General features: G+C 59.5%; 21 protein-coding genes. 10 read left to right on the plus strand and 11 right to left on the minus strand.

The window, feature by feature from the left end:
* Positions 1 to 5: 5 nt before the first annotated feature.
* Positions 6 to 1,874: a DUF2075 domain-containing protein gene (locus ODQ19_RS22290; RefSeq protein WP_330211228.1), complete on the plus strand. Its 1,869-nt coding sequence runs from the start codon at positions 6 to 8 to the stop codon at positions 1,872 to 1,874.
* 517 nt (positions 1,875 to 2,391) lie between these two features.
* Here the strand turns inward: ODQ19_RS22290 and ODQ19_RS22295 are convergent.
* The gene (locus ODQ19_RS22295) at positions 2,392 to 3,195 is read right to left on the minus strand and encodes an HNH endonuclease (RefSeq protein ID WP_330211229.1); all 804 of its coding nucleotides are present in this window, start codon (positions 3,193 to 3,195) and stop codon (positions 2,392 to 2,394) included.
* A gap of 378 nt (positions 3,196 to 3,573) precedes the next feature.
* Between ODQ19_RS22295 and ODQ19_RS22300 the strand changes: the two genes are divergently transcribed.
* The 4 genes from ODQ19_RS22300 to ODQ19_RS22315 all read left to right on the plus strand — a co-directional run bounded on the left by ODQ19_RS22300 (position 3,574) and on the right by ODQ19_RS22315 (position 7,377).
* Positions 3,574 to 4,092: a cysteine hydrolase family protein gene (locus tag ODQ19_RS22300; protein WP_330211230.1), complete on the plus strand. Its 519-nt coding sequence runs from the start codon at positions 3,574 to 3,576 to the stop codon at positions 4,090 to 4,092.
* A 348-nt stretch (positions 4,093 to 4,440) separates the two neighbouring features.
* Complete coding sequence (locus ODQ19_RS22305; RefSeq protein WP_223023191.1) at positions 4,441 to 4,695, plus strand: DUF6124 family protein; 255 nt, start codon at positions 4,441 to 4,443, stop codon at positions 4,693 to 4,695.
* A 106-nt stretch (positions 4,696 to 4,801) separates the two neighbouring features.
* The gene (locus ODQ19_RS22310; protein ID WP_330211231.1) at positions 4,802 to 5,827 is read left to right on the plus strand and encodes a hypothetical protein; all 1,026 of its coding nucleotides are present in this window, start codon (positions 4,802 to 4,804) and stop codon (positions 5,825 to 5,827) included.
* A 116-nt stretch (positions 5,828 to 5,943) separates the two neighbouring features.
* Complete coding sequence (locus ODQ19_RS22315; RefSeq protein ID WP_330211232.1) at positions 5,944 to 7,377, plus strand: ArnT family glycosyltransferase; 1,434 nt, start codon at positions 5,944 to 5,946, stop codon at positions 7,375 to 7,377.
* Between the two features lie 15 nt (positions 7,378 to 7,392).
* On the opposite strand, the gene ODQ19_RS22320 is transcribed toward ODQ19_RS22315, so the two are convergent.
* Entirely contained in the window at positions 7,393 to 7,881 is a 489-nt protein-coding gene (locus ODQ19_RS22320) for a TIGR00645 family protein (protein ID WP_014719996.1), read from the minus strand.
* Positions 7,882 to 8,043: 162 nt separating this feature from the next.
* On the opposite strand from ODQ19_RS22320, the gene ODQ19_RS22325 reads away from it, so the two are divergent.
* Positions 8,044 to 9,867: a hypothetical protein gene (locus tag ODQ19_RS22325; protein WP_330211233.1), complete on the plus strand. Its 1,824-nt coding sequence runs from the start codon at positions 8,044 to 8,046 to the stop codon at positions 9,865 to 9,867.
* Positions 9,868 to 9,926: 59 nt separating this feature from the next.
* Here the strand turns inward: ODQ19_RS22325 and ODQ19_RS22330 are convergent, their stop codons facing one another.
* A complete protein-coding gene (locus ODQ19_RS22330) occupies positions 9,927 to 10,244 on the minus strand; it encodes a PA4575 family protein (protein ID WP_003194269.1) in 318 nt (105 codons plus the stop codon).
* Between the two features lie 314 nt (positions 10,245 to 10,558).
* A complete protein-coding gene (locus ODQ19_RS22335; protein WP_202692467.1) occupies positions 10,559 to 12,997 on the minus strand; it encodes a Lon protease family protein in 2,439 nt (812 codons plus the stop codon).
* A 263-nt stretch (positions 12,998 to 13,260) separates the two neighbouring features.
* On the opposite strand from ODQ19_RS22335, the gene ODQ19_RS22340 reads away from it, so the two are divergent.
* The 4 genes from ODQ19_RS22340 (at position 13,261) to ODQ19_RS22355 (ending at position 16,965) form a co-directional block, all read left to right on the plus strand.
* A complete protein-coding gene (locus tag ODQ19_RS22340) occupies positions 13,261 to 13,749 on the plus strand; it encodes a DUF3015 domain-containing protein (protein WP_003194274.1) in 489 nt (162 codons plus the stop codon).
* 92 nt (positions 13,750 to 13,841) lie between these two features.
* The gene (locus ODQ19_RS22345) at positions 13,842 to 15,695 is read left to right on the plus strand and encodes an Lnb N-terminal periplasmic domain-containing protein (RefSeq protein WP_330211234.1); all 1,854 of its coding nucleotides are present in this window, start codon (positions 13,842 to 13,844) and stop codon (positions 15,693 to 15,695) included.
* 243 nt (positions 15,696 to 15,938) lie between these two features.
* Complete coding sequence (locus tag ODQ19_RS22350) at positions 15,939 to 16,295, plus strand: hypothetical protein (protein ID WP_047711822.1); 357 nt, start codon at positions 15,939 to 15,941, stop codon at positions 16,293 to 16,295.
* A gap of 172 nt (positions 16,296 to 16,467) precedes the next feature.
* On the plus strand, positions 16,468 to 16,965 hold the full coding sequence (locus ODQ19_RS22355; protein ID WP_330211235.1) for a GreA/GreB family elongation factor: 498 nt from the start codon (positions 16,468 to 16,470) through the stop codon (positions 16,963 to 16,965).
* Here the strand turns inward: ODQ19_RS22355 and gdhA are convergent.
* From gdhA to ODQ19_RS22390, 7 genes are all read right to left on the minus strand, one after another.
* The gene (gdhA, locus tag ODQ19_RS22360) at positions 16,962 to 18,299 is read right to left on the minus strand and encodes an NADP-specific glutamate dehydrogenase (protein WP_330211236.1); all 1,338 of its coding nucleotides are present in this window, start codon (positions 18,297 to 18,299) and stop codon (positions 16,962 to 16,964) included. The genes ODQ19_RS22355 and gdhA overlap by 4 nt on opposite strands.
* A gap of 358 nt (positions 18,300 to 18,657) precedes the next feature.
* Positions 18,658 to 19,548 (minus strand): phosphoenolpyruvate mutase, encoded by an 891-nt coding sequence (gene aepX / locus ODQ19_RS22365; protein WP_034126960.1) that lies wholly within the window; start codon positions 19,546 to 19,548, stop codon positions 18,658 to 18,660.
* A 48-nt stretch (positions 19,549 to 19,596) separates the two neighbouring features.
* A complete protein-coding gene (locus ODQ19_RS22370) occupies positions 19,597 to 20,442 on the minus strand; it encodes a hypothetical protein (RefSeq protein ID WP_330211237.1) in 846 nt (281 codons plus the stop codon).
* 24 nt (positions 20,443 to 20,466) lie between these two features.
* A complete protein-coding gene (locus ODQ19_RS22375; protein ID WP_330211238.1) occupies positions 20,467 to 21,696 on the minus strand; it encodes a pyridoxal phosphate-dependent aminotransferase in 1,230 nt (409 codons plus the stop codon).
* Positions 21,697 to 21,735: 39 nt separating this feature from the next.
* Positions 21,736 to 22,953 carry an MFS transporter gene (locus ODQ19_RS22380; RefSeq protein WP_330211239.1) on the minus strand — a complete coding sequence of 406 codons (1,218 nt, stop codon included), beginning with the start codon at positions 22,951 to 22,953 and terminating at the stop codon, positions 21,736 to 21,738.
* A 32-nt stretch (positions 22,954 to 22,985) separates the two neighbouring features.
* On the minus strand, positions 22,986 to 23,810 hold the full coding sequence (locus ODQ19_RS22385; protein WP_019818016.1) for a hypothetical protein: 825 nt from the start codon (positions 23,808 to 23,810) through the stop codon (positions 22,986 to 22,988).
* Positions 23,811 to 23,844: 34 nt separating this feature from the next.
* Positions 23,845 to 25,038 (minus strand): MFS transporter, encoded by a 1,194-nt coding sequence (locus tag ODQ19_RS22390; protein WP_330211240.1) that lies wholly within the window; start codon positions 25,036 to 25,038, stop codon positions 23,845 to 23,847.
* Between the last annotated feature and the right edge of the window lie 66 nt (positions 25,039 to 25,104).

Raw genomic sequence — 25,104 nt, forward strand, 5'->3', positions numbered from 1 at the left:
AAGCCGTGATCGTTTACGCTGCGACCAAACAGCAATTTCTAAAAGACAACGATAACGATGACATCGAGGACGTGATCCTCAGGCATTACAAGGACGCCACGGGCAAGACCGTTGGCAGGTCGGAAATCAGGTCGTGGCAAGGATCGCTAACGTACATGGCCAAGGTCCTTCGCGATGAAGGCCTGCCGAGCGATGCGGGTCTGGCCATTGAGCTGCACATTCCGCAGTCGTCGAAGCGAATCGATTTTCTGCTCACCGGTCGCGACGAAAATCAGGCAAAAAAAGCCGTCTTGATCGAATTGAAGCAATGGAGCAAGGCCAGCGCCACTACCAAGGATGCCATCGTCAAAACGGCATTGGGTGGCGGCCTCGTTGAGACCATTCACCCTTCCTATCAAGTATGGTCATACGCCGCGCTGCTGGAGGGCTTCAACGAGGCAGTGTATGACAAAAGCATCGAGATCCGTCCGTGTGCCTACCTTCATAACTACGTCAGCGACGGCATCATCGACTCAGCTCACTACGAGCCCCACATCAGCAAAGCCCCACTGTTCCTGAAAGGGCCGGATGAGCTCACCAAACTCAGAAGCTTCCTGAAAAAGCATATTGCTCACGGCGATAACAAAGAGGTTCTCTACGAACTGTCCGATGGGAAAATCCGTCCGTCCAAAGCGCTAGCCGAAGCCCTCGAAGGGCTGATGACAGGCAAGCCAGAGTTCGTATTGATTGACGATCAAAAAGCAATTTTTGAATCAGCGCTTGCGGCAGCAAGCGAAGCCTCGGACCAGGCACCAAAGGTGCTGATCATTGAGGGGGGGCCGGGCACCGGGAAAACTGTTCTGGCTATCAATTTACTGGTGAGGCTCACAGAATTGAGGCTGTTAAGCAAATATGTCTCGAAAAATGCCGCCCCACGCAAGGTCTACGAAAGCAAACTGGTTGGCACCATAAAACGCAGCCATTTCTCGAATTTCTTTTCAGGCTCTGGGGCGTTCATCGACACTGAGCCCAACACATTCGATGCGCTTATCGTGGACGAAGCTCACCGGCTGAATGAGAAGAGCGGGCTTTATGGGAACCTTGGCGAAAACCAGATCAAGGAGCTGATTGAATCAGCGAAATGCTCAATTTTCTTCATCGATGAAGACCAGCGTGTGACCCTGAGCGACATAGGCAGCAAGCAGGCAATACGCGCCTTTGCCAAAGCCAAGGGTGCTGTGGTCGAGGAATATGTGCTGTCTTCACAGTTTCGCTGCAGTGGTTCTGACGGTTACATGGCATGGCTGGATGACGTGCTTGGCATTCGCTCGACAGCAAATCCGACGCTCAACACCTCGGAGTACGAGTTCAAGGTATTCGACTCACCTCGGGCGCTGCATGACGCCATTGACGAGAAAAACCATGGAAACAAGGCTCGTGTGGTCGCTGGCTATTGCTGGCCTTGGTTGAGCAAGAAAGCCCCCACCGCAACTGATATCGTCATTGGTGACTACAAACGCCAATGGAACCTGGATCAGGATGGCAGCCTATGGATCATCGCTGAGAACTCCATCGAGCAGGTTGGCTGCATTCATACCTGCCAGGGTTTGGAAGTCGACTACATCGGGGTGATCATCGGACCAGACCTAGTCGTACGTGACGGTAAGGTAGTGACATCCCCGGATGAGCGCGACAAGCACGATAAATCGATTCGCGGCTGGAAAAAAATGATGAAAGAGCAACCTACCCTCGCGAAAAATGAAACAGACGTGATCATCAAAAATACATACCGAACCCTGATGACACGCGGGATGAAGGGTTGCTACCTGTACTGCACCGACAAAGAGACCGCGCAATACTTCGAGAGTCGGCTTAACCAGCACAGCAATCATTGACGCTATCGTTTTCTAGGAGCCCCTTTACGTGCGGCGAGTGGGGACATCGTACGCGCAGGGACATCAATCAACAGCGCGACCATTTGCTTGATAGATTCGATCCCGATTCGTTTATGGGGCGGAGCTCAAAAAGCACCGTCCATCGAAATCCAGACCACACTGCGTTCCAACAGGTATTCCAAGCAAGTTGACCAATAAATTATTAACCAGAAAAAAAAGATAGATACCGATTTGTTTAAAATCACCCTGGCCAAACAAACGAAAAAAGACGTCTATTGACGTCTTTTTTTGTGCCTGAAGTCAGGTAAACACGGAGAAAAATAAATCCGTCTCCTTCCTCCAGCCCCATTTTCAATGGAATAAAAAGCGGCTACCTATACTGTACCGATCAGGAGACCGCGCAATACCTTGAGAGCCAACTTGCCCGGTAAAGTAACGGCTAATGGGCCCACCGGTAGGATATCACTATCCAGGGTTCAGCCTCACAAAAAAACCGTAGGCTGAACACAGTACAAAACTAAGGCTCGATTACCCATCGCCCGCGCAACATGCCTTTCAGCTCATCAACGCTCAGCGTCATATCCCGCTTGCGATGGACCACGGCGTGACAGTTGGCGCACAACGTAACGAGGTCAGTCTCAGGATTCACGGCTTTCTCACCACCAAAGTCCGAAATAGGCACTATATGGTGAACGTGAATGAAGCCCTTCGCGTGCTCGCCGTACGCCAATTCGAAATCAAAGCCACATGCCTTGCAGTCAAGCCCGTGGATAGCAATGGCCTTCACCCTCAGATCTTTCCGGCGTTCGTAACGGGTTCCAAAGTAACTTGATTTGCTGCCTTCGTTGGCCGATTCAAAGGTCAATGGATCGCCTTCGATATTTGGTGCGTCCTGGTCAGCCTGGGAAGATAGGAGCTTCGCATGGCTTAGGATTGCATCGTAATCCAGTTGGGAAATGGACCGAACTCCGTCACGCCAATAGTTGTTCACTCGAGTAGCGGGGATCGTCTCTAGGTACATTCCGTTAATTTTCGAGGGGATAGCGCCTTCAAACGGAGTGAAGTTTTCGATCAAAGCAAAAAGGTCACCCTTATCACTCCTCAGGTCTGCGTAGACCTTGCCGATGCGTGCCATACCAAAATAATGTGGATCGGCGCTGAGGCGGGCAGAAGCAAAGGTTTTGTCCTGGATGCGTCCTTTGTAATAGATCACTTCGGTTCCCTCAGCAAGCCAGGCTTGGTACCGCTTGGGGAAGTGATAGACAGCACCGGTTTCGTCTTGCCACGGCGATGTGTCGTTTTCAACGATGACTGCGGGCATTCCATTTCCTCTTGACTGATGGCAAAAGCCTACCAAAAATGAGGAAACTTCTTACAAAATATTCCAACTCAACTTTTTAAGATTCTTATTCTTTATATAAATTAATAAGATGAGAAAGCTTTTCAGCTTCCCCCAGCATCAAAAAAAAGACGCCCAAGAACGTCTTTTTTGTACTTGGCATTCCATCCACCACGATGCTAGTGTCAACCCATGACTGCCTATTGCCTCACCTCGACAACCACCACCACGACCGCATCAAGCGGAGCGTGCGAGGTGTCGTGAGCCAATAACCAACGAACACTTCAAAGGCCCGCCAGCGATGGACAGGGCCTTTTTTATGCCCTTGCGTCGCTGGTTCACACGCAAGGAGATGCCCCCATGTACGCCCTGTTGATACTGGATATCCAAGTCGGACTCATCCACGGCCCGGAAAAACCATGGCGCTGCGACGAGCTGTTGGAAACCCTCAATACCCTGATGGACAAGGCCCGCAGCGCAGGCGCGCCGATTTTTCTCGCGCGTCACATCGGCCCTGTTGGCTCGCCAATCGAGCCGGGCAGCCCGCTTACGCTGATTGCACAGGAACTGAAGTTGCTGGGTGGGGAAGTGGTGTTCGAAAAGCGTCGGCCTAACGCTTTTGCAATGACTGACCTGGCGGACAATCTGCGCTCCAGCGGCGCCACCGGCGTGGTAGTCACTGGGATGAAAACGCAGTACTGCGTCGACAGCACCTGCCGCGCCGCACGTGATCTTGGCTTCGATGCGGTGCTTATCGCTGATGGCCATACCTGTTCTGATACGCCCTTGATGAAAGCCGAGGCCATCGTGGCTCATCACAATGCCACGCTCAATGGGCCGTTCTGCCAGTTGGTTCAGGCTGAGGACTGGAGCTTTTAGCAGAGCCTGAAGGCGGGGGGCGCCAACAGGGCCATGCTTCGGAATTTTCCCGCAAGATGCCGAGCTGTCGGTGAACTAGCGCACTCAGCCCAACAAGCCTAGCCTCCCCCTGTCGCTGCAAAATCAGCGACCGGGTTTAGCAGCTCGGTTAATATCAAGGCCTGCAAAGCCACCATCCGTTCGAGCGATGCTTTCTGCATCCGCTGGTTCGTGTCATGGCGGCTGTGCGTGGGGCACTTTCGGGTGCGCCGGGTTCCTTGATTCCTGGTCTGCTAACCCGCGTACGGTCGCCACCCTTTTCGTTTAGCAGCGATGTCTGGCGACTCCATCAATCAAGGAGTTTGAGCCATGAAAAAAATCACCCCCAATCCCCCAACCACCCTCTTCATCCTCGCCGACGACATCCACCCCGAAACCCTGCTAATCCAAGCCAGCGAAACCCTCGCCTCTCTCAACGCCATGACCACCGACCTGGCTTTCGAACTTGAAGGCGCACACCGCCACAAGTTGTTGGGCGCCCAACAATTGATCGTTCTAGGTGAGCTGCTAGTAGAACGAGTCCTGAACACCCAACCATTCACTACCCATCCGCCACAACCCTAAAACACGAAAACGGGCGAGCTGCCTCAGCGCATCTCGCCCGCTGGCGTCTCCTCACACTTCCCATTACCCTGACGGCCTTTATCAGACAACCGGAAGTCAGATACTCGTGCTCAAGCCCTTCGCCGTCATCGCCCTCACCGTCATGCCCTTGCTCGCCACCGCTGCCGAGTTGGCCGGGGTTTGGCAAGGTACTTTGGGCAAGTCCGCTATCACCGTCTGTTTCAACGGCGCCGACGGGGAGCATGGCAGCTATTACTACCAGCGCATCCGTACCCCGATTCAACTGACTCAGGCCAACGACGCCGCCCCCTGGGTAGAGGAAGGAAACACCGGTTTCTGGGCCCTGCAAAAACCTCAGGGCGATACCCTTTCTGGTGCTTGGAGCAAAACCGATGGCGGCACGCCGCTGCCACTGGCCCTGCGCCGCATTGGCACGGACGGCTGCGGCAGCGATGCCTATAACGCGCCCATGGAAGCCGCGCCGCTGCCGATCAAGACCGAGAAGAAGACTTTCCACAACCATCCCTACCAGCTCAAGACCCAAGGCCCCCGCGTCACGCTCAAGCTGGAGGGTGACGGCCCGGCGGTGCAGAAGATCAACCAGCAACTCGCCGCGTTGGCCGTCAATGAAGAAGATCTAACCGACTATTTTTATGAGCGGCGTGAATACCTGGGTCGAAACGGCTCGGTCTATACCAGTGAGATAGAGGTTGAGCCCGCCTATTGGTCATCGCAATTTCTCACCGTGCGGTTCTACCGCTGGGCCGCAGGCCAAGGCGCCATGGGCATCAGTTGGGGGCTGCACTCCTGGAACCTGCAAACCGGCGAGAGTGTGGACCCATGGACCTGGCTCGGCGGCCATCAGCAATGGCATGACGCCTATTCCGGCCATTTGAAGCTGCCGGCCGCCTTCAGCACTTGGCTGGCCAAGCAAACCACTACCGACGAGGGCTGCCCCGCGATCACCGATTACTCCAACTTTCACCTCAGCTTCAACACCCAGGGCCTGCAACTCTCGACACCGGCCAATGGTGACGGTTGCGACAACGACTTGGCCTTCACCTGGGAGCAGTTGGAGCCGGTGCTGACCGAACAAGGCAAAGCGGCAGTGCCCAGCTTGAAACTGCCCTGACTCGCCGGAGAAAAACACCACAGCCGTTCACCAAAGGTTAAGAATCGCGCTCGTATACTCCCTGACTACCCATGACCGGTCGCCCGATCGGTCTCATGCCTCGGTAGCCAGACTCCATGACGCGCCCCGCTCCCCTGCTGCTCTTGCTTGCTGCTCTGTTGTTCTTCTTCGCCCTCGGCAACCACGAGCTGCAAGGCTCTACCGAAGCCCGGGTGTCCGGGATCGCCATGGCGATGCACCTGGACAATGACTGGGTGGTGCCGCGCCTGTTTCGTGAACCCTTCTTGGAAAAACCGCCCCTGAGCCTGTGGCTGGATGCCGGGGCGATTCGCCTGTTTGGCGCCAGCACCGGGGCGGTGCGCCTGGCGTCGGCGTTTGCTGGGTTGTTCAGTGTGATGCTGTTGTACGGGATGCTGCGTCGCTTCGGGCGGCCGCAGACGCTGGCGTTCAGTGCTGCGCTGATCCTGGCGACCATGGCCAGTTATTGGGGGAATGTGCGGGGGGTGGGTGAGGATTCGTTGCTCAGCCTCGGTGTCACCGCGGCCCTGTTGGGGTTTTACCAGGCGGTACGGCCCGAACGTGAAGGCTCCAGTGTGTGGGCCTGGGCGTTGTTTACCGCCGGGATGGTCATCGCCACGTTGAGCAAGGGCGTGTTGGGGCTGGCGATGCCGGGCATTGTGATTTTTGTGTACCTGCTCAGCACCAGCCTGATGGATAAACGCCTGCGGCTGGGCGATTGGTTCAAGCCGGCGCTGTTCACGCTGCTGGCCTTGGTGCCGTTGCTGATCTGGCTGGGGTTTCTGTTTCAGCGCGGCGGGATGCAGGCGGTGGGCGAAGTGTTATGGACCAATAGCGTCGGGCGCTTCAGTGGTTCGTTCGTAGAAGCCGGGCATTACGAGCCGTTTTACTATTACCTCGCGAAACTGCCCGAGGCCTTCCTGCCCTGGAACATCCTGGTGTACCTGGGCCTGTGGCACTTCCGTAAAAGCCTGGTGCGTAATCGCTACCGGTTGTTTTTCAGTGTGTGGCTGGTGGCGCAGTTCACCCTGCTGACCCTGGCTTCCAGCAAACGCACCGTGTACTTGATGGCGCTGACGCCAGCCGCGGCAGTACTGGCCGCCGAATATGCGCGGGTGCTGCTGGAGTGGGCCAAAGACCATAAGCCGGGGGCGTACCGGTATCATCGGCGCATTATTGGTGGAGTTTTCAGCCTGACAATCGCCTGCTATCTAAGCGCGGCGTTCTGGTTCGCGCCCAAAGCCGACGTACGCCATTCATTCGTACCGGTGATCAGCCAGATCCAGACCCTGCAAGACGAAGGCAGGACGGTGGCGATGTATCAACCCAACGAGCGCATCGACGGCGCCAGCGTGTTCTACCTGCAGGCCTACTTGCCGATCCTGAACACCGAAGCCGAACTGCGCGCCTTCCTCAGCGCCAAGCCCGGCAACGTTGCGTTGACGGACCACACCGACCGGCTGAAAGAGCCGGTTACGGTGATCAAGCAAATGGCGATCAACCGCCAGCCTTATTACTTCGTGGAGCAGTAAGGCCGGCGCGCGATATCAATGCTTGGTGAGCTTGTCCAGGTAGCCCATGGCAAACGCCGAGACCACGAAGGTCATGTGGATGATCACGTACCACATCAGGTGTTGCGGATCGACGTTCTTGGCGTCCATGAAGATGCGCAGCAGGTGGATGGAGGAAATCGCCACGATGGAGGCCGCCACTTTCATCTTCAGCGACGAAGAGTCCATGGTGCCCAGCCAGTTGAGCTTTTCCTTGTTTTCATCGATATCCAGCTGCGAGACGAAGTTCTCGTAGCCGGAAATCATCACCATCACCAGCAAGCCGCCAACCAGGGCCATGTCGATCAACGACAGCAGCAACAGGATCACTTCCGCTTCCAACATGGTGAAGATGTTGGGAATCACGTGAATGATTTCCTGGAAGAATTTCAGCGCCAGGACCAGCAAGCCCAGGGACAGCCCCAGGTAGATCGGCGCCAGCAGCCAACGCGAGGCGTACATCGTATTTTCGATAAAGCGTTCCATTGAATCTCACACAGCTTGGCTAAAAATGGCGCCGAGTATACCAGCCGCCACCCGGCCCCTGTCACCGCGAGAAAACTGACCCAAGTGGCATCTGTAAGAGAATTTTTCTGCTAGTGTCGAGGCCATTCACTCGGCTCGATGACGTCGGACAGGAAAACTCAGATGATGGATGTGCGATCCCCTTTGGCCGCTCTCGGCCTGTGCGCGGCGTTGCTGATGGCCAGCGGCTGCTCCCCCAAAGAAGAGCAGAAGCAGGCGACCCTCGAAGAGAAAACCACGAAGTTCGAACAGTCCCTGGACACCATCCAGGACCCCAAACTGCGCGATGCCATTGCGGACCTGGGCGGCTCGCTGCTGTTGCTGGAACGTGCGCGCGTCAAGCTCGCCAGCAAGCCCATCGAAGCCGAATACGGCGAAGACAGCCTGGCCCTGCTCAAGCATTACCCTACGCCCCAAGCGCTGGTGGACACCTACATAAATGGCCTGTTCGTCCTGCGCAAAACCTCGCACTCCGACTACCTGACGGATTTGCAGCCGGTCTTCCCGTTCAACTTCAACGCGCCGGACCAGTTTCCCTTCCCCCATGGCCTGGAATGGCAGTCGGTCACCCTGAGCAACAATAAAGTTATTCCCTTCCAGCCGGAATGGTCAGAAACCGACCCCGGCATCCAACTGAGCCCCAGCAGCTCCAACCTGACTAACCCCGACGACCTGACGGTGACCTACCCCTTCATCGAAGGCATCGAGACGGAAAACAAGAGCCAGCCACAACCCATCAGCCTCAAGGGCGCGGTGGAAGTGATCACCCCGGGCAAGGTGCTGACGTTTGACCTGACCAAACAAGACGTGGGCCATAAACGCACCGACGGCAACATCACCCTCAACCTGCTGACGCTGGAAAAGAACTACGCCGAGATCGAACTGACCAACAGCCAGCCCCTGGCCGCCGAAGTCGGCGATGCGTCACCCAACCCGCTGCTGGTGCAGGCACGGGACAGCACCGGGCAATTTCTGACCCGCTCAGGTTCGATCAACGAGAGTGCCGCGCAGGTAGCGTTCTATGAGAAACAACTGGCCGAGATGCAAAAACAAACCGCGTGGTCCGATGCCTTCGATAAACAGCTCACCGACGCGCAAAAGGCCTTCGAGCGCCAGCAGACCAGTCATTACGCCAAGGTGTATTTCAACGGGCTGATCGATAACCTGCAGGTGAATGTGCTGGATTTCTCCAAGGCCACGCTCACCCGTAAAGACCTGGACCTGCCGGTGATGCGCTTTGACAGGAACAGCCTGCAAAAGACCGTACAGCCCCTGCCAATGCCGGTCACGGTGTATGACGACGGCGCCGCCAGTTGGCTCAAAGATGCCTCGATGACGCAGGACCAACTGAAAAACAGCGTCACCATCAGCCAATCGACCGAAGACGCCAGTGCCGCAAAAATCGTGTTCGACCACCCGTTCACCTTCAATGACGACCTGGTCGGTGCCGAGCGCAACAACAGTGACGCGCCTATCACCTTTTTCACCGCCGATGACAAGGGCGAACGGGGCGAGCCTATCGAGCTGCCGACCGAGGCGTTCGAGCTGAACGCCGTCAGCGGCACGCTCACGTATGACCTCAACCTGTTCCCGGAAACCCCGGCGTATGTGGTGGGTTCGGTACCGTTGTTTTTGGCCACCATCGAGAAAGCCACCATTGACACCGCCAAGCTGCCCAAGGGCCTGCAGCTCAAGGACAACGCGCTGATCGTCGACCAGAAGGACTTCCCCGCCGATAGCTGGCGCTTCTACGCCAAGGATGCCAGCGGCAACTACCTCAAGGAGATTCTCGGCGTCAGCCACCGCGCCGAGGAATACGGCACGGCGATGTTTGACGTGCATTACTTCTACGGCCAGCCGACCACGCTGGAAAGTTACCAGCGCACCGACCTCAGCACCGTGCAGTACGGCTTTGAGGTGAAGCTGGACAGGCCTGAGAGCAAATAGCCCTGGGTGGACGCGGAGCGTCTGGGGCGGCGTTACCACGCGGAGCGTGGGAACGATCCTCAGAGGGCTAGCCGCTCCTGGCCGCCATTGAGTTGGCGCAGATGAGCCTGCAGGTGCAGGCACCAGATCTGCGGCTCGTCCATTTGCTCGTAGCCGTGCAAGGTCAGGCTATCAACGATGGTGCCCAGCATGCGTTCTGCCACGAAGGGCCCATGGAACGGGCCCTGGGATTTGACGGTGGAAGGCTGCTCGCCCGACATGCCGGCGGCAAACAACAGCGTCCACATCCCGTTATCCCCGGCGAGAGGGCGAATGGAGCATTCGATACGGGTGACCAGGCCCAGGCACTGGCGGGTAAGGCAAAGGTTGCGCGACATGGCGGCGACCCTCGGTAGATCGGTGTTCAGCCCCAGCGCAAGGCGAGGCTGTTTCTATCCTGCGACTCCTGTGGATATCCCTGAGTCTGAGAATAGAATAAAAACACGACAAACCAAGGTTGTAGGGACCAACGGGCGTTGGTCCCTGAGGATAGAGTCAATTTTGTGGCACGCTAAACGTCCCTAAAGACATCACGGACCAGTGTGGGAGCTGGCTTGCCTGCGATGACGGACTCATAGCCAACCTCCCAGTTGGCTGATACACCGCTATCGCAGGCAAGCCAGCTCCCACCTTAACCGAGTGATGACAGCAATCAGCTTGGCTTGGCTTCTGCCAACGCCTGCTGCGCCAGCTCTTTCTCCGCCTCCTTCAAATCTTCCTCACTGATCATCTCGGCAATCGCGCGCAGGCGCTCCACCACCCGCGCATTCACGGTGCCTTCCGGGAACTGCCCCTCGGCGTCCGGCTCGCCGGCATCCTCGCCCACCAGCAGGCTCAAGGCCTCATCCGCCTGGCGCACCGCATAGATATGGAATTGCCCGGCACGCACGGCCTGCAACACCTTCTCGTCGAGCATCAACGTGGCCACGTTGGCCTGAGGGATGATCGCCCCCTGCTCACCGGTCAGCCCGCGGGCTTCGCAGAGGCGGAAGAAGCCTTCGATCTTCTCGTTGACCCCGCCCACCGCCTGCACTTCACCAAACTGGTTGATCGAGCCGGTAATGGCAAAACATTGCTTGAGCGGCGTCTTCGACAAGGCCGAGATCAAGGTGCATGCCTCACCCAGGGACGCACTGTCGCCGTCCACATACCCGTAGGACTGCTCCAGGGCAATACTGGCGGAGATGGCCAACGGGAATTCCTGGGCATAGCGGCTGCCCAGGTAACCGGTGAGGATCATCACGCCCTTGGAGTGAATCGGCTGGCCGAGGTTAACTTCGCGCTCGATGTCGACAATACCGCTGCCACCCGGGTACACCGTGGCGGAAATCCGCGCCGGCACGCCGAATGCCGAGTCGCCGACCTCCAGCACCGTCAAGCCGTTGCACTTGCCCACCGCGGCCCCGGCGGTGTCGATCAGGATGACGCCGGCGAGCATGTCGTCGAGAATCCGCGCCGACACACGGCCGGTGCGCGTGGCCTTGGCCTTGAGGGCGCGCTCGATATGCCCGGCATCGGTCATCTCGTCTCCGGCCAGGTGGCGAATGAAATCCGCCTCGCTGACCAATTGGAACAAATCGCCAATACGCGCCGACAAGCGCCCCTGATGTTCCGCCAGGCGTGCGCTGTAGGTCGCCAGGCGCGCCACCGCGTCCGAGGTCAGCGGCGCCATGCCTTCTTCCGAAGTACGGGTTTTGAGCAACTGGGCGAACTGCTCCAGGCTTTCGTCGACCATGGGGATGTCTTCGTCGAAGTCCACCAGTACGCGGAACATCTCCTGGAAGTCCGGGTCGGCATCCTGCAAGGCGTAATACAACTGGCGCGAGCCGATGATGATCACCTTGACCTGCAAGGGAATCATCTGCGGGTTGAGGGTCACGGTGGCCAGGCGGCCGAGTTCGCCCAGGGGCGATTCCATCTTCAGCTTGCGCGATTGCAGGGAACGCTTGAGCGCATCCCACACAAACGGCTCGCTGAGCATTTTTTCGGCCTCCAGGATCAGGAAACCGCCATTGGCGCGGTGCAACGCGCCGGGACGCAACTGGCGATAGGTGGTGTAGAGCGCGCCCTGGTCGGTGCTGTATTCGATACGGCCGAACAGGTTGTCGTAGGTCGGGTGCGGTTCAAACACCACCGGCGCGCCACCGTTGACCGAGTGGCCCACTACCAGGCTCGGGCAGTATTGTTCCTCAAGCAGCTTGCGCGCCTGGGCGTCGGTCTTGGCGTCGTCCACCAATTGCTCGACCACGGTTTTGAGCAGGTACACCTGCATGGCCTGCAGGTAGCCACAGACCCCGGCGTTTTCTGCGTATTTTTCCGACAACGGCGCCAGCAACGGCTGCAGCGCCAGGGTGATGGTTTCTTCGTTGAACTGGCGCAGCTGGTTGTTGGACTCGCGCTTCCACTGCGGCAGGCTGGCCAGCTCTTCGTTGAGGCGCTCTTCCAGCTCGGAGATATCGGTGTGGAAGCGCTCGCGATCGGCTTCCGGCAGTTGCGAAAACTCGGCTTCGTCCAGCGCCTTGCCGTCGAGCATCGGCGTAAAGGCGATGTTGGAGCTGTCGCGGTACAGCGCCACGTCTTTTTCCAGGGCCAGGCGCTCGATCACGTCCAATGCCTTGTCGTAGCGCTGGTTGAACGCCCGGTCGATGGCGCTTTTACGCTGTTGATAAGTCGGGTGCTCGAACACCGCCGGAAAGGTGGCGACCAGATTATCGACCAGGCCGTTGATATCGGCGATAAACGCCGCGGCGGCGCCACCCGGTAATTCCAGGGCGCGAGGCTCGCGGGGCTCATCGAAATTATTCACATAAACCCAGTCCGCCGGGGTCTGCAGGCGCTTGCCTTCGGCTTTCAGGTAGCGTTTGACGAACGAAAAGCGGCCGGTGCCCGGCTCGCCCATGACAAACACGTTGTAACCGGGGCGTGGCATGGCCACGCCGAACTGCAAGGCTTCAACCGCACGTTCCTGGCCAAGCACACCGCGAAAGGGCTCCAAATCATTGGTGGTCGAGAAGCTGAACTGTTCAGCGGAGAAAGGGCGAGTCAGCGCTTCGGGCGCTAGACGCAAGCTGGCAGCAACAGGATCAGGCATCGGGCTTCCTTACATCAGGCGGGGCAGATGGGGCATTCTGGCTCCCGGTTGAGCGCTCTGGCAAGGCGCGCTTTCGGGAAAGCATAGCCATCGCATGCGTCCTGCAAAAAAATCTCCCGAGACTGAATGTTTATAAAAAAACACGGAACCCTTATAACGTGCCTAAACTCCAAACTGCGCGGGTTGGACTAATAACTGGCCCCTAGGGTGCGTTGAGCACCTGAACCCTTGTCCATTGGTTTGCACACAAAGAGAACAAAGCTATGAAACGGATCCTTCTTGGTACTCTCTTCACCGTCGTCTCCCTCAATGCAATGGCAGAAGCACCAGGTGGCCCGAACTGCGGTTGGGGCAACATGTTGTTCGAAGGCCAGCGCGGTACTCCAGCCCACTTCCTCGCCTCCACCACCAACGGTACTTCGGGTAACGCCACCTTCGGCATGACCTCGGGCACCAACGGTTGCAGCACCAACAGCGCCCTGACCTACGGCGGCAAGTCCTGGATTGCCATGAATGGCATGATGAACGAGCTGTCCGAAGACATGGCCAAGGGTAACGGCGAAGCGCTGACCACCTACGCCGTGGTACTGGGCGTTGCGCCGGAAGATCGCGATCATTTCGCGGCCGTGACCCACGAGCACTTCCAGCAGATCTTCAGCAAGGCTGACGTGACCGCTGACGACGTGCACAACAACACCATTGCCGTACTGAAAAGCGATGCCCGTCTGGCGAAATACGCAACCCAGGCTTAAGCTCGACCTGCCCGCGCCTTTCGAGGCGCGGGTTTTATTTTTTCGACCCGCCCACCTTGGGTCTTTTTTTCCGTCCGACTTAAGTAGCCCCCATGCTCAAACGCCTCGCTTGCCTGGCTCTCTTCGCCTGCGCCCCGCTGCATGCGGCACCGCACCTCGACGATCAACGTTTGCAGCAACTGGCCAATGATCCGTTCTGGCTGTCGCTGGGGCACTACGAAGCCGGCAAGATCAGTGGCTGGCGCAGCTATGTCAGCGACAAGAAGTTCTTCCTCGCCGCCGATGGCGCGCACCATCCGGACGCCGAACTCAAGGCCACCGTGCAGGCGCTGTATGCACCGGCCAGCCTGGGTGAAAAGCACGCCCAATGCGTTTACCCCGCACGCACCCGCTGGCTCAAGGCCCAGTTGCAACTGAACGACCTGCCCGCCCTGGAGTGCAAAGAGTTCACCCAGTGGTTCAAGGACGTCGCGCCCCATAGCGCAGTGATGATCTTCCCGGCGGCCTACCTCAACAGCCCATCGTCGATGTTCGGCCATACGCTGCTGCGCATCGACCAGGCTGACGTGCAAAGCAACAACACCGCGCTGCTCAGCTATGCGATCAACTTCGGCGCCTATATCGAAGGCTCCGACAACAGCATCCTCTATGCCTGGAAGGGCCTGATGGGCGGCTACCCCGGCCTGTTCGCCCTGGTGCCCTATCAGGAGAAACTCTCCGAATACCGCAGTCTTGAAAACCGCGATTTGTGGGAATACCGCCTGAACCTCACCGAGGTCGAGACCAAGCGTATGGTCGAGCACGTGTGGGAGCTCAAGCAGATCCAGTTCGATTACTTCTTCTTCGACGAAAACTGCTCCTACCGCCTGCTCGAGCTGCTGCAAGTCGCCCGCCCCGGCCTGCGCCTGACCGAACAGTTCCCGCTCACCGCGATCCCTACCGATACGGTCAAAGCGGTAAAAGACGCAGGGCTGGTCGAAAAGATCGACTATCGCCCCTCGCGTGAACGCGAACTGCTCGAACGCGCCAAGCCGCTGGATGGCGATGAGCAGCAATGGGTGTTGAAAGTCAGCGATGACCAGAAGCAACTGCAAGAGCCCGCATTCAAGGCCCTGCCTCGCGAGCGCCAGGCGCTGATCATCGACGCCGCCTACCGCCTCGGCCGCTACCGCGCTAATGGGCTGGAACGCGACACCGAACGCTCCCAGCGCAGCTTCGAACTGCTGCGGGCGATCAACCAGAACCCTGCGCCGGACCTCAAGATCACGCCGCCTGGTTTGCCGGAGAACGGCCACCAGTCACGCACCTGGCAAGCCGGCATCGGCACCCGTGGCGACAAAGCCTTCGGCGAATATGGCCTGCGCATGGCCTATCACGACCTCAATGACAACGCCGAAGGCTTCCCCTTGGGCGCGCAGATCGAAATCCTGCAAATGAAGTTGCGCCAGTACGAGGGCAATCACTGGCAGCTCCAGCAACTGGACCTGGCCACCATCCGCTCCCTGACGCCGCGCAATGCGCTGCTGCAACCCTGGTCGTGGCAAGTCACCGGCGGCCTGGAACGCGTACCGGGCAAACACGACGACGAAACCCTGGTGGCCCACGTCAATGGCGGCGCCGGTGGCACCTGGCAACTCTCCGACGACATGCTCGGCTTCGCCCTCGGCACCGTGCGCGTGGAGCACAACAACGACTTTAGCGAAGCCATCTCCCCGGCGGCCGGTTTCAACACCGGCGTGCTGTGGAAAAACCCGTTGGGCAACCTGAGCCTGGAAGCCAAGGGTGATTTCTTCACCAACGGCGAAGTGCGCCGCAGCATCAGCCTCAACCAGCAGTGGGAACTGTCGCGCAACCTGGGCCTGCGCCTGAGTGCCCAGCGTGAATACAGCCACCTGTCCACGCCAGTCAATGAAGTGATGCTTGAGGTGAAGTGGTACCACTACTGACTCAAGCCTGGTGAAAATCAAAAGCTGGCCGGCGCTCGCTCTCTGTAGGAGCGAGCTTGCTCGCGAAAAACTCATAGGCGCCGCGGTTATTCAGGAAACACGCGTTATCGTTGACGTTTTTCGCGAGCAAGCCCGCTCCTACAGTTAAGTCCGGTACATCCCTCTGACACCCCTTTCACATACAGCTGACAAATCCCCTTCTAGACTCTCCTTATCAGCCGTTAACCGGCCAGGGAGTACGCCATGTGGCGGTATGCGGTCATGCTGTGCGCGGTGGTGGGGTTGTCGGGTTGCCAGTCAACCCATCAGGAATTGCTGGCCAAAGGTTACCCACCCGCCTTCGCCGATGGCTTTGACGACGGTTGCAGCAGCGGTCGCCAGGCCGCTGGGGTGATTACCGGGGCGTTTCGCAAGAATGTGCCGCGCTACCTCAAAGACCGGCCATACGCCGAAGGCTGGGAAGATGGGTTTCGTCAGTGCAAGGCCATGCGCGAGAGCCAGGAACTGCGCGATTACGAGGAAAACCGCAGGGACGACCGCGAACACGATTGGCAGCAGGAAAAAGATCGTGACGCCGCCAAAGCCTATCGCTCACGCTGATCGTTCCCACGCTCCGCGTGGGAATGCCGCCCTGGACGCTCCGCGTCCGCTCGCGAGGTCGTGACGCAGAGCGTCACAGGATGCATTCCCACGCGGAGCGTGGGAACGATCAGCGCCGGTGGGAACGAACAGGCAGCGAACGTGGCCCAACTTCCATAGGAAGGAGAACGCCATGAGCCGAGCTTTTGTAAATGAAGATAACGCGGCGGCCCAGGCTGATCAGCCAGTGGAGCGTCAGGTCAGCGCGCAACCTAACCGCCTGACCGCGCAAGGGTTGGCGCAATTGCAGACCAAGGTGGCGCAGTTGCAAGGGGAGCACAGCGACGAAGCCGCCAAGGGCGAGCAGGCTGATAAACAGCGCCAGGCTGACCTTGAGCGGGATTTGCGCTACTTCAATCAGCGGCTGCAGAGCGCCCAGGTAGTCGCGCCGGCCACGTCCACCGACAAGGTGCAGATCGGCAGTTGGGTTACGTTCGCCAACGAGCAGGACGAACAGCAGCGCATCCAGTTGGTCGGTGAAGACCAGGCCGATGCCAACGCAGGCTTGATCAACTGGGGCTCGCCCCTGGGCCGTGCCTTGTTGGGCGCCCAGGTGGGCGACGAGGTGCTGTGGCAGCGCCCCGTCGGCGATCAGTTGATCGAAGTGCTGCGCATCGAACCCGAGGCTTAGACGATACCCTGGGCCAGCATCGCGTCAGCTACTTTCACGAAGCCCGCGATGTTCGCGCCCTTGACGTAGTTGATACGGCCGTTTTCTTCACCGTAATGCACGCAGGCATGGTGGATCGACTGCATGATGTTGTGCAGCTTGCTGTCCACCTCCCCTGCGGTCCACAGCAGGCGCATGGCGTTCTGCGACATTTCCAGGCCGCTCACCGCCACGCCACCCGCGTTGGATGCCTTGCCCGGCGCAAACAGAATGCCCGCGTCGATGAAGATATCCACAGCCTCCAACGTGGTCGGCATGTTCGCGCCTTCGGCCACGCAGAGACAGCCGTTGCGCAGCAAGGTGCGCGCAGCCTCGGCGTCGAGTTCGTTCTGGGTCGCGCAGGGCAGCGCGATATCGCACGCCAGCTCCCAAGGCGCCTGGCCTTTGCGGAACTCCAGGCCGAAACGCTCGGCCAATTCACTGATGCGCCCGCGCTGTATGTTTTTCAGCTCCAGCAGCGCCGACCATTGCTCTTCGGTCAAACCGCTTTCGGCGTACAGGGTGCCTTCGGAGTCCGACAGGGAAATCACCTTGCCGCCCAGGTCCATGACTTTGCGCGCCGCGTACTGCGCCACGTTGCCGGAGCCGGACACCGCCACCCGCTTGCCCTCGACGCGCTGGCCTTGGCGCTTGAGCATCTCTTCGGCGAAATACACGCAGCCAAAACCGGTGGCTTCCGGGCGGATCAGGCTACCGCCATAGGTCATGCCCTTGCCGGTCAGCACCGAGGTGAATTGATTGCTCAGGCGTTTGTACTGGCCGAACAGAAAACCGATTTCCCGCGCGCCCACGCCGATATCGCCGGCCGGTACGTCCACGTCCGCACCGATGTGGCGGTACAGCTCGCTCATGAACGCCTGGCAGAAGCGCATCACTTCGGCGTCGCTCTTGCCCTTGGGGTCGAAGTCCGAGCCGCCTTTGCCGCCGCCCATGGGCAGCGAGGTGAGTGAGTTTTTGAAGGTCTGTTCGAAGGCGAGGAATTTCAGCACACCCAGGTTGACCGAAGGATGAAAGCGCAAGCCACCTTTGTAAGGCCCAATGGCGCTGTTCATCTGGATACGGAAACCGCGATTGACCTGAACCTTGCCGTGATCATCCACCCACGACACCCGGAACGTGATCGCGCGCTCTGGCTCGCAGATGCGCTCCAGGATGCCCGAGGTCAGATAGTGGGGGTTGGCTTCAAGAAAGGGCCACAGGCTGCGCAGAACTTCTTCTACAGCCTGGTGGAATTCCGGCTGGTCCGGGTCGCGTTTCTTGAGGCGGGCAAGGAAGGAGTCGACGGATTCGGTCATGAAAAGTCTCGGCAAATTGATTGTTGTTAAACAGAGAATGAGCCGGACTTTATCAATTCGTTTCGCACCGTGACAGGGCAAAATGTCGCCTTTGTGAAATTAAATGGTGCAATAAGTATAAATAACCGCCTTTTTTTGCCCTTAAATGGGGATTTCACTCTGAGTTTTGCACCAACAAGGAGGCCGTTATCGCAGGCAAGCCAGCTCCCACATGACCGGTGTACTCGATCAAATGTGGGAGCTGGCTTGCCTGCGAAAGCTGTGGTTCAGCTCAAGATTCAGTGGCTGACACACCGCCTTCGCGAGCAAGCCCGCTCCCACACTGCTCTTACATTTGCCTACAGACTCGCGCAGGGCACTAGCGTGTGCCCGGCACCAAGTCGAGTATCTCGTCGATGCCCAGGCAACGTGGCTCCAGCTCCAGTGTCCGGCCATTGGCGAGTATTCCGACGGCGGTATCACGCATGGCCAGGTAGGCACTGCGCAACATGTGATTGGCATAAATCACCGCGTTGAAACCTGCTCGCTCCAGCACCTCGAACTTCAGGTGAACATAGCTGGTCGGCACGCAAATCAGCGGTACCCTGGGCCGCTGCAGGCGAAACTGCCGGGCGAATTCCAGGATTTCCAGGCCATCCTGCTTGCGGCTGTGGATCATGATGCCATCCGCCCCCGCCTCGACATACGCCAGGCACCGTGCCATCGCCTCTTCCATGCCGCGATCGAGGATCAAGCTTTCACACCGGGCTATCATCATCAGCCCTGAGCCGGTGCGACTCGTGCAGCCGGCCTGAAGTTTGGCGCAAAAGGCCTCGATGGACTCCTGCGCCTGGTCGACCTCGATGCCCAAGAGTGAGTTTTTCTTCAAGCCGCACTTGTCTTCGATCACCACCGCCGAGACGCCCGCGCGCTCCAGCATCTTGATATGAATCGCGAAATGTTCGGCCTTGCCGCCGGTATCGGCATCGAATATCAGCGGCAGCGAGCACACATCGAATATTTCGCGAATCCCCGGCAATCGGTTACTGGGCGAAAGAATTTCGATGTCGGGTAACCCGCGTTGGGTCGAGTCGGTCAGCGAACTCGACCAGATGGCGTCGTACCCCACCGTATGCCCTGGGCTGATCTCCAGCCTGGCGCGCTGCGCGAGCAACGCCGATATCGGGCTATGGGCTTCGAGTACACGCAAGCAACGGTTGCTATCCAACAGTGCCGACAGAGGGCGTCGGCGCGCTTCGGTATCCATCATAGGGTTCAGGCTCCTTATCGGCGGCACCACGGGGGTTATCGGACAGCCTCAATCCCAGGCGGGCTGTTCGCACTTGAGCACCGACGCCATCTTTTGCAGATGTTCGCAGGCCCTGGCCACGTACTCCCTGGAGAGCCGTGCGATACGCGCGTAATCCACGGCCTGCCCGGTGGCGCTGGCATACAGCCGCAACGCCTCAGCGGCATGCTTGAAGTGGCGTGCTTCCACGCTGCCGCAATGCACACTGAGAAAACTCGCGACGCGGCTGGCCTCACCGGCGCTATAGCCCCGTACATCGCGCAACCACTGTTTCCATAGCGGGGTCATCAGGTTGTATTCGCCGGTATTGAACAACTCCGTCATGGCCATCATTTCCAGCGCTTCGATGAGTTGCGGCGCCAACGGGCGTTTTTCTCCCACCCAACCGGAGAATTCCTTGGTGATCGGGTTGAGGAACTTGTCTTGCAGGCGCCAATCATCGGAGCCGCAGATGGCCGAAGCCATGCGGTAATACAGCTTGGAATGGTGCGGATGCCCATGCATTTCACCCAGCCCGATATCCTCGACAATGATCTCCCCACAATGGGCCGCCGCCTCGAGCATTTTCAACCGGGCGTCATCCGTCAACGATGCCGACTCCTGGAGGATGCGCACGATGATGCTCGAGACGGCATGGGCGGCGCCGTCCGGGCTACGCCAGCCACAGAAGAACGTACACAGTGACGACTCGCTCCAATTACTGGAGGTCATGTCGACATAGGTCTCGCAGTACTTGTCCAGCGCGGCGGTTTGACTGTTGAAACCGCTGAGCAGGGCCTGGGCCAGATGTCCATCCTCGACATCCACCAGCGCCTGGTTCACGTACCCGATAAATTGGCGGCTCAGATTTTCCACGGCTCATATCCTTTTAAGGTGGGGTTAATGCGCAACGATTTCTGACATGAAACGACCGAAGCGCGTGAGGCCCTCAATCAGCGCTTCACGCTCAACGGCGTAGGAGATACGGATGCTGTTGCCGTCACCGCAGCCAGAGCCGGGCACTACCGCGATATGGGCTTCGGTCAATAACAGATCGGCCAAGTGGTCGACGTCACGAATAACGGTGCCCAGGTAGCGGCCCCCCAACTTGCGGGACACATCGATAAACAGATAGAACGCCCCTTCCGGCGGGGCGCACCGAATGCCGTCGACATGCCCAAGGCAAGTGCAGGCCGCGAGCAATTGCTGGTCGAGGAAGGCATTGACCTGGCGGGTAAAGTGCGGCGCGTCCGCCATCAGGCTGCCGAGCGCGGCATATTGGGACAGGCTGCTGGGGTTGGACGTCGTATGCCCTTGCAGGTTGTGCATGGCGGCGATGACTGGGGCGGGCGCGCACGCATACCCTACCCGCCAGCCGGTGACCGCGTGGCTTTTGGAAAACGAATCGACCAGTACCGTCTGATGTTTGAGCGGCGCAAACAGCGACACGATGTTGTGATGTTCATGGGGCGCACGCACCAGTTTGCGGTAACACTCGTCGAACACCACCCAAAGCCTGTGTGCGAAGGCAAGCCGGGCAATACCCAACAGTTCCTCGCGCTGATAAACCGTGCCCGTCGGATTGTTCGGGGTGTTGATCACAATCATCCGGGTGCGCGGGGTCAGGGCCTTCTGGACCGCTGCGCAGGTGAGGCGATAGTCATCTGCAGCCGTGTCGACATAGACGGGAACGCCACCGGCCAGTTGGATCTGGGTGGGGAAGGTTTCCCAGTACGGCACCGCGACGATGACTTCATCCCCCGGGTTAAGCAGCACCATTGCGGCGTTGTACAGCGCTTGCTTGGCGCCGGCGGTCACCGCTATTTCATCGGCGGCGTAATTCACCCCGCAGCGCAGAGTGACCTGCTGCGCCAGCGCGTGGCGAAGCTGGGGCAGGCCGATGGGCGGCGTGTAGCGGTTGCGGGCAGTGGCGAGCGCATCAGCCGCGGCGGCTTTCATGACCGGGCAGGCATCGAAGGACAATTCGCCCGCGGCAAAGTTGACCACGTTGACGCCGGCTTCTTTCAAGGCATTGGCTTTACTGCGCATGCTGGACGTGCCGGGCGCGCTGAGACGTTGCGCACGCTGGGACAACGGCAATGACACGGCAGACGGTTCACTGTTATTCATTGTTATACCTGCCAGAACACGTTGGAACGTTTGTTCGCCCTACCGGGCTTGGGCCTCCAGCCCTTGCTGAACCCGCCAGGACAGCGGCAAGGTCAGCAACAGGGTGGCGGCCAGCAACAGGACGGCCATGGGCACACCGGTGGCATCCCCAAGGCTGCCGAACAGCACCGGCGCCAAGGCGCCGCCACCGATGGTGCCGGTGTAGAACACGGCGAACGCCTGGTCGCGCCTGCCCGGCCCTGCCAGGTCCGGGACTGCGCCGTACAGCACCGACGACGTGCCGTTCAGCGCCAGCCCCAGCAGCGGCAACATCACCATCAAGCCGGCGTAGGGCAAGTACACCGCCATGACGATCAGCACGGCCGTGGTGAACTCCGTGGCCCATACCGTTTTCATCATGCCGATGCGCGCACCGAGGTAACCGCACAACAATTTGCCGAAGGCGCCCCCGACGAACAGCATCGTCAACGCCAGGCCGATGCCCGCAGGCCCGGCGCCCTTGGCCTTGAGCAAAAACGGCAGAAACGTGAGGAAACCCATGCGCACGGCGCTGTCCAGCGTGCCGGTCACGATCAGCGCACGCAGGCCGCTCGCGGAGCCGGCGCCGGCGCCCGTACGGGTGGCTTTCACCGGCGCCGCCGAAGCCTCGGTGCGTGCCGGGATCAGCCACCACAACAGGGCTGCCGCCAGCAGCCCGAGTACACCCAGCAGGGTGACACTGGCGCGCCAACTGATGACCGCCAGCAACAGGCCGATCAACCCCGGGATCAGGGTCTTGCCGATATCGCCGCTGAAGTTGTACTGCGACAGCGCTTGTTTGACGCCTCCGCCGGCCTCGTGCGTATCGGTGATCAACGACGAGGCCAGCGGGTGCTGCGTACTCGCGCCGAGCCCGCCTAGCAGCAGCGCCAACAGCAACACGCCCAGCCCGCCAGCCTGGCCGGCCAGCAGGTAGGCCAGGCCTGCCAACGCAGTGCCACCTACCAGCAAGCGTTCACGCCCCCAGCGCGCGGCAGCCCGGCTGGCCAGTAACTGAAAACCGGCCATCATGCCCGCGTAGGCACCACGCAACAGGCCGATCTGGGCGTAGCTGAGGCCGAACTGCGCTTGCCAGATCGGCAACAGCACATAAATCACATCGGTCAGCCCATCGTGCACGGCATGCGCGCCGCAGCCTGCCACCAGAGCGCGGCGACGCACGGTGACCGGATCAGGGGGCGACAACGATGGCGCTGCGGTCTGCTTCAGGGTGTTCATCTGGGTCAGAGGCTCTCAGGCAAAACGCTGGGTTAACCCAGCAACTGCGCACAGTCGCTCATCACACTGGCTTTACGCTGCAGGTATTGGGCAAAAATGTCGCGCGCCGTGGCGGGGTCCACTTCAATCTGCATGGCGGTGGTGAACTCATTCACCGCCGCCACCGCATGGGCGAAATGGTTGCTCTCGGTACCGCCGGTATGCACCGTGACCCAGGCCACCGTCGCCCGGGATTTCTCCGGCGGCACGCCCATGTCCCGCACGAACCACTGCGAGTACAACGGGTGGATGAATTCCACTTCGCCGTGGGTGTAAACCTCGTGGATCAACGTGGTCAGTAACCCCTGCAGCAGGTCGCGATCACGCAGGCGGCGGGTGTCGGTCCAGTCCTTGAACGCCTGTGCCGAGGGCAGGCAATTGTCCTTCAATATCCACTGGTCATCGCCGCACAGCGCGGTGGCCATGGTGTAGAACAGGTCCGCGTGCAAGGTGTTGCCCAACGCGCCCAGATCTTCATCAGTGATGCGTTGCAGGCTGCCGCAGGCGCGGTACAACTGCGCGGCGGCGGCGGAGCCTTCATCGGAGCGCGCCAGCAAGGTAATGCGGTTGGCCAGGCCGGACACACTGGCCGCCGAATTATTGGTCTTGGACCAACTGGCGAAGAACTTGCGCAGTACCGCCGGCGAATGCCGACGCGAGGTGAGTCGCGCAAAAGCGTCTTCGATATCCACCAGCGCGTCTTCCTGAGCCCAGAAGGCTTCGAACAGCGCATGGCGCAAGGCACCGGCCGGCATGTCGTTCAATACCGGTTCGATGAGCTTCAACAACTGGCTGCGCTTGATCACGGTGTTAGTCATGTTCACCTCTCATAGTCCTTTATTGGATGAAGAATCAGGCTGGTTTGCCGCGCTGTCCGGCGACCAGGGCCTGGGGCTTTACCGGTTTCCAGCCCAGCAAGGCAATCGCCAGCGACAACAGTTGAAAACCTGCGACCAACGCCACGCAGCCCGGCCAGCCCCATTGATTCCAGAGCATGGCCGGGGCCACGGCGCCGGCGCTGCCGCCCAGGTAATAGCCGGTCAGGTACAGCCCCACGGCGCCGGACTTGTCCGGGCCTGCCGTGGTGGCGATATACGCATTGGCGGAGGCCTGTGCCAGGAATACGCCGGTCGAGCTCAGGGCCAGACCCAGCACGATCAGCCACAGGGACGGCAACAATGTCAGCGCCGAGCCACACATGCCGAGCACCACAGCGCCGGTCAGTAACTGCGATTGTGGTCGCGATTTGCTCAAGCGCCCCGCAACAGGAATGACCACCAGCGCCAGCAGGAACACTGCATACAAAGTGCCCAAGGCTGCAGCGCCCAGGTTGAACGGGGCCTGGCTGAGATACAGCCCGACATAGGTAAAGGTTGCGACTTGTGAGAACAGCACGCAGAAACCGACGCCATAGGCCGCCAGCAAGGGTTTGCGCAGAAGCCGGCGCACCCCGTGCGCGCCTACCACCGCGACGCCGGGCCGCGCCACCGGATTGGCCGGCAACAGCCACACAATCAGCAGGCCGACCAGCAGGCTGATGACCGCCAACAGTTCGAAGGCTTCGCGCCAGCCCACATATTGGGTCATGACACCCGAGACAAAGCGCCCGGCAAACCCGCCGAGCACCGTCCCCGCGACGTACAAACTGGTGATCTCGGTGACGGTGGCCGCGCGCCAGCGATCGCCGATATAGGCCACGCTGGTGGCGAACACCACGGGAATCAACATCCCTTCGACAAAACGCCACACCAACAGCTCGGCAAAACTGTCCACATAGGCCGTCAGCAGCGTCGGCAGCGCCAGCAGCAACGCGGCCACGGCAATCACCGTGCGTTGCTCGAAACGTCCGGTCAGGCGCCCGACAAACGGCGCGGTCATCGCCACCGCCAACGTGGTTACCGTGATGCTCCACCCCGCCTGTCGGGCACTCACCTGGAAGCTTTCGGCAAACGCAGGCAGGATGCTCTGTGTCGCATAAAGATTCAGAAACGCCGCACAGCCACACAGGAATACGGCGAAGCGGGCGTGAAGCAAGCGCGGGTTCATGTGACCTCTCGTCTTATAGTCGAGGATGTTTATAGAATACCCAGCGCAGGGAACACCAATACCGAA

It is taken from the genome of Pseudomonas sp. AM4(2022), assembly GCF_036346515.1.
In the GTDB taxonomy this organism is placed as follows: domain Bacteria; phylum Pseudomonadota; class Gammaproteobacteria; order Pseudomonadales; family Pseudomonadaceae; genus Aquipseudomonas; species Aquipseudomonas paracarnis.